Below are 15,873 nucleotides of genomic sequence, written 5' to 3'. Positions count from 1 at the left end.
AAGCCGCCGTAAGAGACCGCCGTCTTCCCGCCCGGCTCCCGGGACCAGGGCGCCCGCTCGCCACGCTCAGCCGTCCCCGCGCCGGGCCGGACTCCCGGACGCCGCCAGCGCCTTGGCGATCCCCTGCTCCCGGGGCCCGAGGAACGTCGGGGCCGGCCGGAACACCACGTCCAGCGCCGCCTTGGCCGCCGCGAACACCTCGCGCGTGCCGCCGTAGTACCAGGTCGCGTCGTGCTTCGCGTCGACCCCGACGCCGTACGAGTCCACCCCCGCAGCCTCGCACAGCGCCACCGCCCGGCGGATGTGGAAGCCCTGGCTGACCAGCACCGCGCGGTCGACGCCGAAGATCTTCCGGGCCCGCACACAGGAGTCCCAGGTGTCGAACCCGGCGTAGTCGCGCACGACTTTGCCGCCCGGCACCCCGTGCCGGGTGAGGTAGGCGCGCATGGCGTCCGGCTCGTCGTAGTCCTTGCGGCTGTTGTCCCCGGTGACCAGCACGGCCCTGACCCGGCCCGCGTGGTACAGCGCCGCCGCCGCGTCCAGCCGGTGCGCCAGGTACGGCGAGGGCTCACCGTTCCACAGCCCGGCCCCGAACACCACCGCGACCGGCGCCGACGGCACGTCGGCCACCGTGCGCAGCCGGTCCGCCGTGGACGTGAACAGCCAGGTGGCCGGGGCCAGCGCCAGCACACAGGCGGCCATCACGGCCTGCACCAGCCGCCGCTGCCCGGTGCGCGTGCGCGGCAGCCGCGGTCGACGGATCCTCATACAGCCCCCCTTGGTGCGGATTCCGGAGTCCGGCTCCGACCATGGAGGACGCCGCCCGCGCCGATCCGGTTCGCTCCGGTGTGCGATTCCGCTTCGCCGGGGCGGCCGGATTCCCCAACGCGCCGTCCGACTGGGCCACCCGGCACCCCCCATTTGTCACCGGTGGCGCTTACTGTCGAAGCATGGCAGGCAGTGCACCCCCCGATCCCTACGGCCCGGCAGCCCTGGAGCGCTGGGCCCCCGAGCCCGACAAACGCCCGGGCCGCACCGCCTTCCAGCGGGACCGGGCCCGCGTCCTGCACTCCGCCGCGCTGCGCCGCCTGGCCGGCAAGACCCAGGTCGTCACCCCGGGCAGCCACAGCCAGGTCTGGGACGCCAGCCCCCGCACCCGGCTCACCCACTCCCTGGAGTGCGCCCAGGTCGGCCGGGAACTGGGCGCCGCCCTCGGCTGCGACCCCGACCTGGTCGAGGCGGCCTGCCTCTCCCACGACCTGGGCCACCCGCCCTTCGGCCACAACGGCGAACAGGCACTGAACGAGTTCGCGGACGACTGCGGCGGTTTCGAGGGCAACGCCCAGTCCCTGCGGCTGCTCACCCGCATCGAACCCAAGCGGTTCACCGCGGAGGGCTCCGTCGGCCTCAACCTCACCCGCGCCACCCTCGACGCCGCCACCAAGTACCCCTGGCCGCGCGGCGCCCACCCCACCGACCCGGCCTCGGCGAAGTTCGGGGTGTACGAGGACGACCGCCCGGTCTTCGACTGGGTCAGGGCCGAGGCCCCCGGCACCCGCACCTGCTTCGAGGCCCAGGTCATGGACTGGTCCGACGACGTGGCCTACTCGGTGCACGACGTCGAGGACGGCCTGCACGCCGGCCACATCGACCCCAACTGCCTGTACGCCGAACCCGAACGGCGGGCGGTGTTCGAGGTGGCCATCGGCCGCTACGTCCCCGCGGACACCGATCCCGCCGAACTCGCCGAGGCCCTCGACCGCCTCCAGGCCGCCGAGTGGTGGCCGCACGGCTACGACGGCAGCGCGGTCGCCCAGGCCCGGCTCAAGGACGCCACCAGCCAGCTCATCGGCCGCTTCTGCCTGGCCGCCGAGGGCGCCACCCGCGCCGCGTACGGCAGCGGCCGGCTCACCCGCTACGGCGCCGAACTCGTCGTACCCCGCGCGACCCGGACGGAGTGCGCGGTGCTCAAGGCGGTCGCCGACCGGTATGTGATGCAGCGCGCCGAGCAGGAGCGGCTCCGCGCCGACCAGCGGGTCATCGTCGCGGAGCTGGCCGAGGCGCTCACCGCCCGCGCCCCGGACGGCCTGGACCCGCAGTTCCGCGCCCTGTTCGACAAGGCGCCCGACGACCACGCGCGCAAGCGGGTGATCGTCGACCAGATCGCGTCCCTCACCGACGCCTCCGCGCTCTCGCTGCACGCGAGACTGACGGGGCATATGTGAGAGGAACGTGTCACCGGTGGCCTGATCGGGTCACTCCCCCTTCCCGCAGCACGCCCGGTGCGGGACGCTCGCCTGTGGCGGCACCCTTACGAGGAGGCATACAAGTGGTCGACGCGGATCAGACATTCGTGATCGTCGGCGGTGGTCTCGCGGGAGCGAAGGCGGCCGAGACGCTCCGCGCGGAGGGCTTCACCGGCAGGGTGATACTGATCTGCGACGAACGCGACCACCCCTACGAGCGCCCGCCGCTGTCCAAGGGCTTCCTGCTCGGCAAAGAGGAGCGCGACAGCGTCTTCGTGCACGAACCCGCCTGGTACGCGCAGCACGACATCGAGCTGCACCTCGGCCAGAGCGTCGACCGCATCGACCGTACGGCCAAGACCGTGCGCTACGGCGACGACGGCACCCTCGTCCGCTACGACAAGCTGCTCCTGGCGACCGGCGCCGAACCCCGCCGCCTGGACATCCCCGGCACCGACCTGGCCGGCGTGCACCATCTGCGCCGCCTCGCCCACGCCGAGCGGCTCAAGGGCGTGCTGGCCTCCCTCGGCCGGGACAACGGCCACCTGGTGATCGCCGGCGCCGGCTGGATCGGCCTGGAGATCGCGGCGGCGGCCCGCGAGTACGGCGCGGAGGTCACGGTGATCGAACCGGAGCCGACCCCGCTGCACGGCGTGCTCGGCCCCGAGCTGGGCAACGTCTTCGCCCAGCTGCACCGCGAGCACGGGGTCCGCTTCCACTTCGGGCGCACGCTCACCGAGATCGTCGGCCAGGACGGCATGGTCCTCGCCGTGCGCACCGACGATGGCGAGGAGCACCCGGCGCACGACGTCCTCGCGGCGATCGGCGCCACCCCCCGGACCGCGCTCGCCCAGGCCGCGGGCCTGGAGATCGCCGAGCGGGAGCACGGCGGCGGCATCGTGGTGGACGAGCGGCTGCGCACCTCCGACCCCGACATCCACGCGGCCGGGGACGTCGCCGCCTTCCCGCTGGAGCTGTTCGACGACCGGGTCCGGGTCGAGCACTGGGCCAACGCCCTCAACGGCGGACCGGCCGCCGCGCGCTCGATGCTCGGGCAGGACTCGGTGTACGACCGGGTGCCGTACTTCTTCACCGACCAGTACGACCTCGGCATGGAGTACAGCGGATGGGCGCCGCCGGGGACGTACGACCAGGTGGTCATCCGGGGCGACATGGGCCGGCGCGAGTTCATCGCGTTCTGGCTGCGGGAGGGCAGGGTGCTGGCCGGGATGAACGTGAACGTGTGGAACGTCACGGACCCGATCCAGAAGCTCGTCCGCGCCCGGAGCCGGGTCGACACGGACGCGCTCGCCGACCCGCACGTCCCCCTGGACCGCCTCCTGCCCTGAGCCCCGGCCGCCCCGGGACCGTCCGCGCGCCCCGTAGAATTCACCCGTGGCAGGACGGATCAACGACGAGGACGTGAAGGCGGTACGGGACGCGGTCCCGATCGACGCCGTGGTCTCCGAATACCTCCAGCTGCGCAACGCGGGCGGCGGCAACCTCAAGGGGCTGTGCCCGTTCCACGACGAGAAGTCGCCGTCCTTCCAGGTCAGCCCCAGCAAGGGACTCTTCCACTGCTTCGGCTGCCAGGAGGGCGGCGACACCATCACCTTCGTGATGAAGGTGGACCACCTCTCCTTCTCGGAGGCGGTGGAGCGGCTCGCCGCCCAGGCCGGGATCACGCTGCGCTACGAGGAGGGCGGGTACAACCCGGCCCACCAGCGCGGCGAGCGGATCCGGCTGGTCGAGGCGCACAAGATCGCCGCGCAGTGGTACGCCGAGCAGCTGGCCACCAGCCCCGAGGCGGAGACCGGCCGGGTCTTCCTCGCCGAGCGTGGTTTCGACCAGGCCGCGGCGGTGCACTTCGGCGTCGGGTACAGCCCCCAGGGCTGGGACCACCTCACCCGCTATCTGCGCGGCAAGGGCTTCAGCGACAAGGAACTGATCCTCTCCGGCCTGGCCCAGGAGGGCCGGCGCGGACCCATCGACCGCTTCCGGGGCCGGCTGATGTGGCCGATCCGGGACATCGGCGGGGACGTCGTCGGCTTCGGCGCGCGCAAGCTCTACGAGTCGGACAACGGCCCCAAGTACCTGAACACCCCCGAGACCGCGATCTACAAGAAGTCGCAGGTCCTGTACGGCATCGACCTGGCCAAGAAGGAGATCGCGAAGGCCAGCCGGGCGGTGGTGGTCGAGGGCTATACCGACGTCATGGCCTGCCACCTCGCCGGGGTGACCACGGCCATCGCGACCTGCGGCACGGCCTTCGGCAGCGAGCACATCAAGATCCTGCGCCGGCTGCTGATGGACAACGGATCGGCGCGGGTGATCTTCACCTTCGACGGCGACGCGGCCGGGCAGAAGGCCGCCCTGCGCGCGTTCGAGGACGACCAGAAGTTCGCCGCCGAGACGTACATCGCGATCGCGCCGGACGGCATGGACCCGTGCGAGCTGCGCCTGGCCAAGGGCGACGAGGCGGTGGCCGACCTGGTCGAACCCCGCACCCCGCTGTTCGAGTTCGCGCTGCGGCAGATCGTGAGCCGGTACGACCTGGACACCTCCGGGGGGCGGGCCGCCGCGCTGGACGAGGCGGCGCCGATCGTGGCCCGGATCAAGAACAGCGGCGCGCAGCACGAGGTCGCGGTGGAGCTGGCCGGGCTGCTGGGCATCCTGGACACCCAGTTCGTGGTGCGCCGGGTGGCCCAGCTGGCCCGCTGGGCCCGGGACCGGGGCGGCAGGGGCCCCCAGCAGGAGCGCCCGCGCGGCCCGGAGCAGCAGTGGGCGTCGGCCCCGCGCCCGGCGAACTCCGGCCCGGCCCTCACCCTGCGCAACCCGGTGTACGCCGCCGAACGCGAACTGCTCAAACTCGCCCTCCAGCGCCCCGAGTTGGTCTCCCCGGCGTTCGACGCCTACGGGGTGGACGAGTTCACCGCCCCGCCCTACGCCGCCGTACGCCAGGCCATCGCGGAGGCGGGCGGCGCGGAGTACGGCGTGGCCGACCCGCAGGAGTACCTGGTCCGCGTCCGCGAGGCCGCGCCGGACGACACCGTGCGCGCCATGGTCACCGAACTGGCCGTCGAACCGATCCTGCGCCGCACCGTGGACGAGACCTACGCCGGCACGGTGCTGGTCCAGATCCGCCGCCGCGCCGTGGAACGCCGCATCCGCGACATCGAGTACCAGATGACCCGGCTGTCCGCCGGCGGCGACCCGGCCCAACTGGCCGCGGTCCAGAACGAGATGTGGGTCCTCCAGCAGTACGACCAGTCCCTGCGGGCGCGGGGCGCGGAGGCGCTCTGAGCGGCCGCCGAGCGGCGATCGTCAGCAGCGGGTCACGGACCGGACGCAAAAAGTCATCGCACGCCCCTCGTGGGAGCGATGAGTCGTACCCCACACTGTTGGGGGTGCCCGAGTCCGGTGAACATCCTGGAGGTCGCCCTCGTGCAGACCCAGACCCTCACCCCCGCCGACAGCAGCACCGGTGCCCGTGCTGACGAACCGGACGCGGAGCCGGACGTCCTCATGGCCGTTCCCCCGCAGGGCCGTGCCCCCCTGCACCCGGAGAACGGGGGACCCACCGCCGACCTGTTCCGGCAGTACCTGCGCGAGATCGGCCGCATCCCGCTGCTCACCGCCGCCGAGGAGGTCGAACTGGCCCGCCGGGTGGAGGCCGGGCTGTTCGCGGAGGAGAAGCTGGGCAGCACCCCCGACCTGGACAGCGGGCTGGCGCACGACCTGGACCGGCTGGTGGTCATGGGGCGGGTGGCCAAGCGACGGCTGATCGAGGCCAACCTGCGGCTCGTCGTGTCGGTCGCCAAGCGGTACGTGGGGCGCGGGCTGACCATGCTCGACCTCGTCCAGGAGGGCAACCTCGGGCTCATCCGGGCCGTGGAGAAGTTCGACTACGCCCGCGGCTACAAGTTCTCCACCTACGCCACCTGGTGGATCCGCCAGGCCATGTCCCGCGCCCTCGCCGACCAGGCCCGCACCATCCGGGTGCCGGTGCACGTCGTGGAGCTGATCAACCGGGTCGTACGGGTGCAGCGCCGGATGCTCCAGGAGCGGGGGTACGAGCCGACGCCCGAGGAGGTCGCCGCCCACCTCGACCTCCCGCCCGAGCGGGTCGGCGAGGTGCTGCGCCTGGCCCAGGAACCGGTCTCGCTGCACGCCCCGGTCGGCGAGGAGGACGACGTGGCGCTCGGCGACCTCATCGAGGACGGCGACGCCGCGAGCCCCATGGAGTCCGCCTCGTTCCTCCTGCTCAAGCAGCACCTGGAGGCCGTGCTGTCCACGCTGGGCGAGCGCGAGCGCAAGGTCGTACAGCTGCGCTACGGCCTCCTCGACGGCCGCCCCCGCACCCTGGAGGAGATCGGCCGCCTCTTCGGCGTCACCCGCGAACGGATACGCCAGATCGAGTCCAAGACCCTCGCCAAGCTCAGGGACCACGCCTACGCGGACCAGCTGAGGGGCTATCTGGACTGACGGGAAAGGGGGCCGCCTCGCGACGACCCCCTCTTCCAGTCTCCGGATCAGTCGACCTCGGCCACCGCCTGCGCGAACTGCGCCTTGTACAGCCGGGCGTACGCCCCGTCCGCCGCCAACAGTTCGGCGTGCCCGCCCTGTTCGACGATGGAGCCGTTCTCCATCACGAGGATCGTGTCCGCGTCCCGGATCGTGGAGAGCCGGTGGGCGATCACGAACGAGGTGCGTCCGGCGGCCAGTTTGGCCATCGCCTTCTGGATCAGCACCTCGGTGCGGGTGTCCACGGAACTCGTCGCCTCGTCCAGGACCAGGATCACCGGGTCGGACAGGAACGCGCGCGCGATGGTGATGAGCTGCTTCTCACCGGCGCTCACCCCCGTGCCCTCGTCGTCGATCACGGTGTCGTACCCGTCGGGCAGCGTCCGGATGAACCGGTCGGCGTGCGCCGCCCGCGCCGCCTCCTCGATCTCGCCCCGGGTCACCTGGCGGGAGGCGCCGTACGCGATGTTCTCCGCGATGGTGCCGCCGAACAGCCAGGTGTCCTGGAGCACCATGCCGATCCCGGACCGCAGCTCGTCCCGGGTCATCCGGCGCACGTCCACCCCGTCCAGGGTGATCCGCCCGCCGGAGACGTCGTAGAACCGCATGAGCAGGTTGACCAGCGTGGTCTTGCCCGCGCCCGTGGGGCCCACGATGGCCACCGTGTGCCCGGGCTCCACCGTGAGCGAGAGGTCCTCGATCAGCGGCTTGTCCGGGTCGTACCGGAAGGACACGTGCTCCAGCTCCACGCGCCCGCGCAGCTGCGCCGGCCGCTCGCCGGGCACCGGGTCCGCCTCCTGCTCCTCCGCGTCCAGGAGTTCGAAGACCCGCTCGGCCGAGGCCACGCCGGACTGCACCAGGTTCGCCATGGAGGCGACCTGCGTCAGCGGCATCGAGAACTGCCGCGAGTACTGGATGAAGGCCTGCACATCACCGATGGACAGCGCGCCGGACGCGACCCGCAGCCCGCCGACGACCGCCACCAGCACGTAGTTCAGGTTCGACACGAACATCATCAGCGGCTGCATCACACCGCTGTTGAACTGCGCCTTGAACGCGGCCTGGTACAGCGCCTCGTTCTGCTCGGCGAACTGCTTCGCCGACTCCTCCTGCCGCCCGAACACCTTCACCAGCGTGTGCCCGGTGTACATCTCCTCCACGTGGGCGTTGAGCTTGCCCGTCGAACGCCACTGCTGCACGAAGTGCGGCTGCGAGCGCTTGCCGACCCGGGTGGCGACGACGAAGGACAGCGGCACGGTCACCAGCGCGACCAGCGCCAGGATCCAGGAGACGTAGAACATCATCACCAGCACGCCGATGATGGTCAGCACCGAGTTGATCAGCTGGCCCATCGACTGCTGGAGCGTCTGCCCGATGTTGTCGATGTCGTTGGTGGCCCGCGACAGCACCTCGCCGCGCTGGCGCTTGTCGAAGTACGACAGCGGCAGCCGCGACAGCTTCGTCTGCACGGACTCGCGCAGCCGGTACATCGTGCGGTTCACCGTCCGGTTGACCAGCCGGGTGGCGACGGCCATCAGCAGACCGGCGACCAGGAAGGTGCCGAGCGCCAGCAGCAGCACGTCGCCGACCGCGCCGAAGTCGATGCCCTTGCCGGGCGTGAAGTCGGTGCTCTGCAGCATGTCCGCGACGGAGCCCTTGCCCTCGGCCCGCATCCCGGCCAGCACCTGCGCCTTGGTGGCCCCGGCGGGCATCTGCCGGCCGATGATGCCGGCGAACACCAGGTCGGTGGCCTTGCCGAGGATCTTCGGGCCGATCACGCTCAGCGTCACGCTGACTACCACGCACAGCAGCAGCACGCAGACGGTGGCCCGCTCGGGCCGGAACTGGGCGACCAGCCGTTTGCCGGAACCCTTGAAGTCCATCGACCGCTGGTCGGGACTCCCTCCTGCCATCATGCGTCCCATGGGCCCGGCCATCAGGCGGCCTCCGCTTCCGTCAGCTGGGAGAGCACGATCTCCCGGTAGGTCTCGTTGCCCGCCATCAGTTCCTGGTGCCGGCCGGAGCCGACCACCCGGCCCTCGTCCAGGACGATGATCCGGTCCGCGTCCCGGATGGTCGCCACCCGCTGGGCGACGATCACGACGGTCGCCTCCGCGGTCTCCCGGGCCAGCGCGGCGCGCAGGGCCGCGTCGGTGGCGTAGTCGAGCGCGGAGAAGGAGTCGTCGAAGAGGTAGATCTCGGGGCGCTGCACGAGGGTGCGCGCGATGGCGAGCCGCTGGCGCTGGCCGCCCGACACATTGGTGCCGCCCTGGGCGATCGGCGCGTCCAGGCCGCCCTCCAGCCTGGTCACGAACTCCTTGGCCTGCGCCACCTCCAGCGCGTGCCACAGCTCCTCGTCCGTGGCGTCCGGATTGCCGTAGCGCAGGTTGGTGGCGACGGTGCCCGCGAACAGGTACGGCTTCTGCGGGACCAGCCCGACCGTCCGGGCCAGCAGCGCCGGGTCGACCTCGCGGACGTCCACGCCGTTCACCAGGACCTCGCCCTCGGTGGCGTCGAACAGCCGGGGGACCAGCCCGAGCAGGGTGGACTTGCCGCTGCCGGTGGAGCCGATCACGGCCGTGGTCTCGCCGGGCCGGGCCACCAGTTCGACGGAGCGCAGCACCGGCTCCTCGGCACCCGGATAGCGGAAGCCGGCCGCGCGGATCTCCAGGTGCCCGTGCCGGCGCAGCTCGGTGACCGGGGTGAGCGGCGGCAGCACGCTGGAACCGGTCTCCAGCACCTCCTGGATGCGCTCGGCGCACACCTCCGCGCGCGGCACCATCATGAACATGAAGGTGGCCATCATCACGGACATCACGATCTGCATCAGATAGGCGAGGAACGCGGTCAGGTCGCCGATCTGCATCCCGCCGCTGTCGATGCGGTGCGCGCCGAACCACACCACCGCGATGGACGACACGTTGACCACCGTCATGACCATCGGGAACATCAGCGACAGCAGCCGTCCGGTGGCCAGCTGCATCTCGGTCAGCTCGCCGTTGACCCGGCCGAAGCGGGCCTGCTCGTACTCGTCGCGGACGAAGGCGCGGATCACCCGGTTGCCGGTGATCTGTTCGCGCAGCACCCGGTTCACCTTGTCGAGGCGGGTCTGCATGGTGCGGAACAGCGGCCGCAGCCGGCGCACGATCAGCGTCACACAGATCGCCAGCACCGGGACGACCGCGACCAGCACCCCGGACAGCGGCACGTCCAGACCGAGGGCCAGCACGATGCCACCGACGCACATGATGGGCGCCGACACCATCAGCGTGAACGTCATCAGGACCAGCATCTGGACCTGCTGCACGTCGTTGGTCGTACGGGTGATGAGCGAGGGCGCGCCGAAGTGGCCCACCTCGCGGGCGGAGAAGGACTGCACCCGGTCGAAGACGGCACCGCGCACGTCCCGGCCGAGCGCCGAGGCGGTCCGCGCGCCCAGGTACACGGCACCGATGTTGCACACGACCTGTGCCAGCGAGATGCCGATCATCAGGGCGCCGAACGACAGGATGTAGCCCGTGTCGCCCTTCACGACACCGTTGTCGATGATGTGGGCGTTCAGGGTGGGCAGGTACAGGGTGGCGCAGGTCTGCACGAACTGGAGCAGCACCTGCACGGTGATGGGTTTCTTGTAGGGCCTGAGATAGGTCCGTAGAAGTCGTATGAGCACGCTACGTCTCTCGGAGTCGGCGACAGGGGCAGTCGGTTTGCCCTTGGCCCCTATCGTCGGACACTCCACCCGCGTTACCTCAACCGATTAACCCAACAGCGGATTTCCGTACGGCCTTATGGGTGTTGGGTGTTACGGAATGGTTTGCGGCATTTGGTACGGCTCATTGGAACGCGCCGGGATGGGTCTGCTCCCGCACCGCCGTGAACTGCTGCCGGACCGCCTGCCCGACGGCCAGCTCCTCGCCCGGCTCCAGCACCTGCGCCGCCGCGCCCTGCCAGGCCGGCGGGGTGCGCGGATCGAGGGTGCCCTGCGACACGCCCAGCGCCCAGGCCGCCTGCCGGGCCGCGCCGATCGCCGTGTAGTCCGCGGGCTGCGGCACGACGACCTGGGCGCCGAACAGCGAGGGCGCCGCGGCCTGTACGGCGGGCAGTTCGGCGGCCGGGCCCAGCAGGAAGATCCGCCGCACCTCCACGCCCCGGCCGCGCAGCACGTCCAGCGCGTCGGCGAGCCCGCACAGCATGCCCTCGAACGCGGCCCGCGCCAGGTGCTCCGGCTTCATCGACTCGCGCCGCAGCCCGGCGAGGGTGCCCGCGGTGTGCGGCAGGTTCGGTGTGCGCTCGCCCTCCAGATAGGGGAGCAGGACCAGGCCGTGCGCGCCCGGCGTGGACTTCATCGCCAGCTCGGACAGGGTCTCCAGGTCCGGCAGGCCGAGGAGTTCGGCGGTGCCGCGCAGGGCGCGCACGGCGTTCAGCGTGGTGACGACCGGCAGGTGCATGCCGGTGGCGTCGGCGAGCGAGGTGATCATCCCGGACTGGTCGGCGAGCGCCTCGGGGTGCACGGCCATCACCGAGCCCGAGGCGCCGAGCGAGACCACCGCGTCCCCGAGCCCGATCCCGAGCCCGAACGCGGCGGCCATGGTCTCCCCGGTGCCGGCCGAGATCAGCAGCCCCTCCGGAGTGGTGCCGGCCGCCTCGGCCGGGCCGAGCACCTCCGGCAGCATCGCCTGGTGGCCGAGGGCCAGCTCGACCAGGTCGGAGCGGTAGACACCGGTGGCCGCGGACCAGTAACCGGTGCCGGAGGCCCCGCCGCGGTCGGTGGTGCGGCGCACCGGGCGCCCGAGCAGCTGCCACACCAGCCAGTCGTGGGCCTGGAGCAGCACGGCGACGCGCCGGGCGTTCTCCGGCTCGTTCTTGGCCAGCCAGCGCAGCTTGGTGACGGGGTGCGCGGACTGCGGCACACAGCCGACGGCGTGCGCCCACGCCTCCCGGCCGCCGAGCGCGTCCACCAGGTCGGCCGCGGCGACCTGGGCGCGCCGGTCCCCGCCGACCATCGCCGGGCGCACGGTGTTGCCTTGGGCGTCCAGCGGGACCAGCGCGTTCTGCTGCGCGGAGACGCCGATGGCCTGGACCCCCTCCAGCAGTCCGCCGCCCGCGGCTTCACCGAGGGAGAGGAGCCAGGCCTGGGGGTCGACGTCGCTGGGGCGGGTGCCTTCCGGCGGGTCGACGGGATGGGGGGCGTACCCCTGCCTGAGTACGGCACCGGTGTCTGTGTCGCAGACCACGATGCGGGTGAAATCAGGTGAGCTGTCCAAACCGGCGACTATCCCCATGCGGACGATTTTGCCGCATCAGCGCGCCGGCTCCGGCCCCCGGGCGCCACGGGCTCAGGTGGCGCTGGTGCCCCAGTCGTCCCCGGCGGTGCCGCCCGAGGTGCGGTCCTTCAGGGAGCGGACCCGCTGGGCGACCGAGTCGGGGACGCGGTCGCCGACCTTGTCCGAGACCGTGTGGAACGCCTTGCCCGCATAGCTGCGGCCCTGCTGGGCCGCGGTCTCGGCGGTGTTGCGTACGGCAGGGTTCTCGGCGATCCGACGAGCGGACTTCTTCAGCTGCTCGTAGCGCTCGCGTCCGGCCCGTGTGCCGAGTACGTAACCGATGGCCAGTCCGGCGATGAACGTGAGCCGGTAGCGCATGGCTGCCACCCTTCCCGTGCGTAGTATCTGGTGCGACGCAGGTGCCCGAGGGTACCGATTGGCGGAGCACCCCCCTGCTTGCGCTAATGTATGTGTCGCAGCGAGCGACCGCCCCCTGGCGAATACCCGGGGAGGTCCGTTCGATGCAGACGAGGCGATCCTCCGTAGCTCAATTGGCAGAGCAGCCGGCTGTTAACCGGCAGGTTACTGGTTCGAGTCCAGTCGGGGGAGCTTCGGTCCTCCGTAGCTCAATTGGCAGAGCAGCCGGCTGTTAACCGGCAGGTTACTGGTTCGAGTCCAGTCGGGGGAGCACGCTGAACGAGGGCCCCTCAGGGGTCCTTTTTCATGCCCGCGGGAACCGCCGCGGCCCGCGCCGATGTCCTCACGGTCATGAGCAGCGCGGAAGCCGACCATCCGAAGCAGGAGATCGTATGAGCGGCTATGCTGCGGCAGACGGCGCGCACACTTGTACGCGACACGCCGCTATGGGGCGGTAGCTCAGCCGGTTAGAGCAGCGGACTCATAATCCGTCGGCCGTGGGTTCGAGTCCCACCCGCCCCACCAGTCGCAGGTGGCTACAGGACCGTTTCTACCTGCAGAAACGTACGAAGGAGGGCCGCCGCGCCAGCATGGCGGCCCTCCTTCACTCCCTCAGAGCAAGATCCAGAGGACACACAGGGGACACGGGGATTCGTTCAGGGGAACGGGCGGCGGTCAGGCGGTCTTCCGGCGTGATCCACGTCCCCGACGCGCGCTCCCTGGCGAGCCGGACGGCAGCCCCTGGGGCAGCTCCCACCCGTCGGAGTCCGGGCCCGCGGAACGGTCGATCGAACCGGAGGAGCGAGAAGTACCGCTTCTGATCTTCCGCGTAGCGGTCGTTGAGGTTCTCCACCCACACGAGTTCCAGGCCGTTGCTGGTGCAGTGCTCCCTGATCCACTCCAGAGCCGCGTTGGCCGCGTGCTCCTGGCCGTGGCCCTTGGTCCTGATCTCCCCAAGGAGGTCCGTGCCGGGCCGGGTCTGAGCCCCGATCGCCCAAGTGCTGCCGGGCTGCAGGGTGCCGTGGGCGAAGATCGTGGCCACGTCTCCCTGCCACGCGCCGTCAGGGATCACCAGGGGGCTGCGGACCTCGTACGAGACCCCTCGTGGGACGACCGTCATCGTGGACTCCGCCTCGGCGCGCATCATCTCAGGCAGGACGCTGGTGTAGGTGTCCGAGGTGATCTGGCGCGAGGAGTGCCCCAGGCGCTCCTGGACGACCTTGATGTCGTTCTTGGCGAGCAGGGACAGCGTGGCGGACAGGTGGCGAAGATCGTGGAGGCGTACCGGAGGAAGGCCGGACAGCTCGATGAGCCGCTTGAAGCGCCGGGAGACCCAGTCGGGGTGAAGGGGTTCGCGGTTCTCCTGCGTCCAGACGCAGTCGGACTCGACCCAGGCGTTTGCCCACTCCTCGCGCTTCTTCTGCTGTTTCTCCCGCCACCGGGCCAGGTTCTCGCCCGACTCCAGGCTCAGTGAGATGGTGCGTACGCTGTCGGCCTTCGGCGCCTCGCCGTACAGGCAGGCGGTAGGCCACTTCGACGATCTGTGCGGAGATCCGCATCCAGAGGCCATCGATGCTGACCTCCGGCCAGGGCAGCGCGCACATCTCGCCGCGCCGGGGGCCGTTGAAGGTGAACGAGCGCCACAGCTCGCACAGCCAGTCGGCCTTGACGAAGTCGAGGAACTCGCCGGTGAGCTCGGGTGTCCAGACCATGACGGGTCCGGGCTTTTCTTCGGTGCGCTTCCAGTGCTCGACGCGCTCGGGGGGCCACATCAGGGGCTTTGGGCGGGTGGCTGGGGGCAGCTCGACGAGCCTGGCCCAGTTCTTCGCGAAGGCTCCCTCCCGCTTGACGCTCCAGCGGAGAGCAGGCGAGCGAGGCTCTGGCTATGGCTTGGCTTGTACCGGCCCGACATTACAGATAGTGCCTGCCCTTAAGGGCCCCTGCAGGCCGCAGCAGCAGGTGCCCCTGCGGCCTGCCTCAGGGCTCTACAGCCAAGGCCAGTGTCCCCAACTCACTCCTCCAAGTACCAGGGATACACCGGTGGCATCTGCCACAATCGCGGGCGAAATATACACCCCGAAGACGGTGCGGCCTCCGATCAGCAGTTGCACGTTCGCTCGCCGCACGGAGGAGGTCGACGGTGGGGCCTCCGGAACCCATGGGCTGCCTGCGGGGCTCTTCCTGGGTGACTGCTGGGCGGAACCTGTGTCATGGTGTGTACTTACCAGTTGTCCTTTCGCATGAGCACGGCCGCCGTCTCCCTGGCCAGCAAACCTGAAGAAGACGGTGGCACGCGACACTCGGTCCTCCCGAGGCTCGAGAGGATACAAAAGGGCCCCACCAGACCTTAGGCATGGTGGGGCCCTCATTGATGAAATGACCGTAGCGAAGGACCCAGGAGCACGGCAAGTTGACCCAGAACCTGCCCTGGCTTCGTATAACCTGCCGTCTTCACCGCCGAGTTGGTCGCAGCGAGTGCTGACCGGCATACCGCTGCACCTGGGCGTCAGCGACCTTGAAGGTCAGGCGGCTGCTTGCTTCCGACGTCGAAGTACAGCGAGCACAGCGATGGCGGCGAGGGTCATCCAGGCCTTGCCAAGGATCTGGCCGGGGAAGTACTCGAAGGAGCCGAAAGCGAGCTTGAGGAAGAGCAGGCTGTCCGCGAGAAGGCCCACCGCGTTCGAGGCGAGCATCGCGATCAGCAGTCCGCGCTTCCGCAAGGGCTCGTAGACGGCGAAGTCCATGGATTCAGCGACCGCGAAGGCCGCGGCTGAGGCGACGGCGAGTTCTGGGCCGGCGAGGACGAACGACAGGACGGTGCCGACGGCTATGGCTGCGAGGACGGCGCCGCGGCCAGCGGATTCGCGCGCGAGGTCACGAAGGACCAGCGCGAGGCCAACCATGTAGACCCCGGCGGGGGCGGCGTAGCCGAAACCGACGGGAACGGCTCCGAACTGGGTGACGGCCAGGTTGGCCGCGGGGATGGTGGCGACGTAGGCCACGAGGGTCGCGATACCGGCAGGGGCGGGGAAGTTCACGTTCTTCTTTCTGTCTCTGTGCTGTGATCGGTGCGCCGATACCACGCCGCGGACGGACAGCGAGGCGAGCGCCCAGACAGTACAGCCCGAGCCACTGACAATGCTGCCGGACCCACACACCGAGATTCTGGCCGGATCCAGCGCACTGCCAGTGGCATACGTTCGACACTCGAGGCGCAGGGCGTGCGTTTCAGGCAACGGCAGGGGTGGGGTCCGTGCGACCCGTCGCAGGTCATGCGGTCACAGGTGCCCCAGAGGCTGAGTGGCCCACGCAGCCGACCCGATCCGGTGCGACTCCCATGTATAACTTCATTTCAGCCGGATTTTGTGGCGCGTTACACACCGGGTGCGGGCGTCGACTGCCGACCTGTTTGTACCTTTTCC

Annotated in this window: 11 protein-coding genes and 3 tRNA genes; 7 read left to right on the top strand and 7 right to left on the bottom strand. The window is 70.5% G+C overall.

Annotated elements, in window-relative coordinates; all coding sequences use genetic code 11:
- Positions 1–66: 66 nt before the first annotated feature.
- On the bottom strand, positions 67–768 hold the full coding sequence (locus tag ACSP97_RS12320) for a SanA/YdcF family protein (RefSeq protein WP_355327221.1): 702 nt from the start codon (positions 766–768) through the stop codon (positions 67–69).
- A gap of 182 nt (positions 769–950) precedes the next feature.
- Between ACSP97_RS12320 and ACSP97_RS12315 the strand changes: the two genes are divergently transcribed.
- The 4 genes from ACSP97_RS12315 to ACSP97_RS12300 all read left to right on the top strand — a co-directional run bounded on the left by ACSP97_RS12315 (position 951) and on the right by ACSP97_RS12300 (position 6,731).
- Positions 951–2,225, top strand: coding sequence for a deoxyguanosinetriphosphate triphosphohydrolase (locus tag ACSP97_RS12315; protein WP_355144477.1), 1,275 nt, complete (start codon positions 951–953; stop codon positions 2,223–2,225).
- Positions 2,226–2,329: 104 nt separating this feature from the next.
- Positions 2,330–3,595, top strand: coding sequence for an NAD(P)/FAD-dependent oxidoreductase (locus ACSP97_RS12310; protein WP_355327218.1), 1,266 nt, complete (start codon positions 2,330–2,332; stop codon positions 3,593–3,595).
- A gap of 46 nt (positions 3,596–3,641) precedes the next feature.
- On the top strand, positions 3,642–5,549 hold the full coding sequence (gene dnaG / locus ACSP97_RS12305; protein WP_355144474.1) for a DNA primase: 1,908 nt from the start codon (positions 3,642–3,644) through the stop codon (positions 5,547–5,549).
- Between the two features lie 78 nt (positions 5,550–5,627).
- The gene (locus ACSP97_RS12300) at positions 5,628–6,731 is read left to right on the top strand and encodes an RNA polymerase sigma factor (protein WP_382011903.1); all 1,104 of its coding nucleotides are present in this window, start codon (positions 5,628–5,630) and stop codon (positions 6,729–6,731) included.
- 47 nt (positions 6,732–6,778) lie between these two features.
- On the opposite strand, the gene ACSP97_RS12295 is transcribed toward ACSP97_RS12300, so the two are convergent.
- The 4 genes from ACSP97_RS12295 to ACSP97_RS12280 form a co-directional block, all read right to left on the bottom strand.
- The gene (locus tag ACSP97_RS12295) at positions 6,779–8,707 is read right to left on the bottom strand and encodes an ABC transporter ATP-binding protein (RefSeq protein ID WP_355144470.1); all 1,929 of its coding nucleotides are present in this window, start codon (positions 8,705–8,707) and stop codon (positions 6,779–6,781) included.
- Positions 8,707–10,440 carry an ABC transporter ATP-binding protein gene (locus ACSP97_RS12290; RefSeq protein WP_355529411.1) on the bottom strand — a complete coding sequence of 578 codons (1,734 nt, stop codon included), beginning with the start codon at positions 10,438–10,440 and terminating at the stop codon, positions 8,707–8,709. Before ACSP97_RS12290 ends, ACSP97_RS12295 begins: the two co-directional genes overlap by 1 nt.
- A 163-nt stretch (positions 10,441–10,603) precedes the next feature.
- A complete protein-coding gene (locus ACSP97_RS12285) occupies positions 10,604–12,052 on the bottom strand; it encodes an FGGY family carbohydrate kinase (RefSeq protein WP_355144466.1) in 1,449 nt (482 codons plus the stop codon).
- Positions 12,053–12,106: 54 nt separating this feature from the next.
- On the bottom strand, positions 12,107–12,412 hold the full coding sequence (locus ACSP97_RS12280) for a YtxH domain-containing protein (RefSeq protein ID WP_355327212.1): 306 nt from the start codon (positions 12,410–12,412) through the stop codon (positions 12,107–12,109).
- A 158-nt stretch (positions 12,413–12,570) separates the two neighbouring features.
- Between ACSP97_RS12280 and ACSP97_RS12275 the strand changes: the two genes are divergently transcribed.
- From ACSP97_RS12275 to ACSP97_RS12265, 3 genes are all read left to right on the top strand, one after another.
- Positions 12,571–12,643, top strand: a tRNA-Asn gene (locus tag ACSP97_RS12275).
- A 6-nt stretch (positions 12,644–12,649) separates the two neighbouring features.
- Positions 12,650–12,722, top strand: a tRNA-Asn gene (locus tag ACSP97_RS12270).
- A gap of 177 nt (positions 12,723–12,899) precedes the next feature.
- Positions 12,900–12,976: transfer RNA gene (locus tag ACSP97_RS12265), tRNA-Ile, on the top strand.
- A gap of 79 nt (positions 12,977–13,055) precedes the next feature.
- Here ACSP97_RS12265 and ACSP97_RS12260 read toward each other — a convergent pair.
- The gene (locus ACSP97_RS12260; protein WP_355327210.1) at positions 13,056–14,021 is read right to left on the bottom strand and encodes a tyrosine-type recombinase/integrase; all 966 of its coding nucleotides are present in this window, start codon (positions 14,019–14,021) and stop codon (positions 13,056–13,058) included.
- Between the two features lie 952 nt (positions 14,022–14,973).
- Entirely contained in the window at positions 14,974–15,489 is a 516-nt protein-coding gene (locus ACSP97_RS12255; protein ID WP_355327207.1) for a VUT family protein, read from the bottom strand.
- Between the last annotated feature and the right edge of the window lie 384 nt (positions 15,490–15,873).

This window comes from Streptomyces sp. SCPE 10 (genome assembly GCF_051980735.1).
GTDB classification, from domain to species: domain Bacteria; phylum Actinomycetota; class Actinomycetes; order Streptomycetales; family Streptomycetaceae; genus Streptomyces; species Streptomyces misionensis.
The sequence above is the reverse complement of the archived record's forward strand: the minus strand, read 5'-3'. Positions and strand labels throughout refer to the sequence as shown.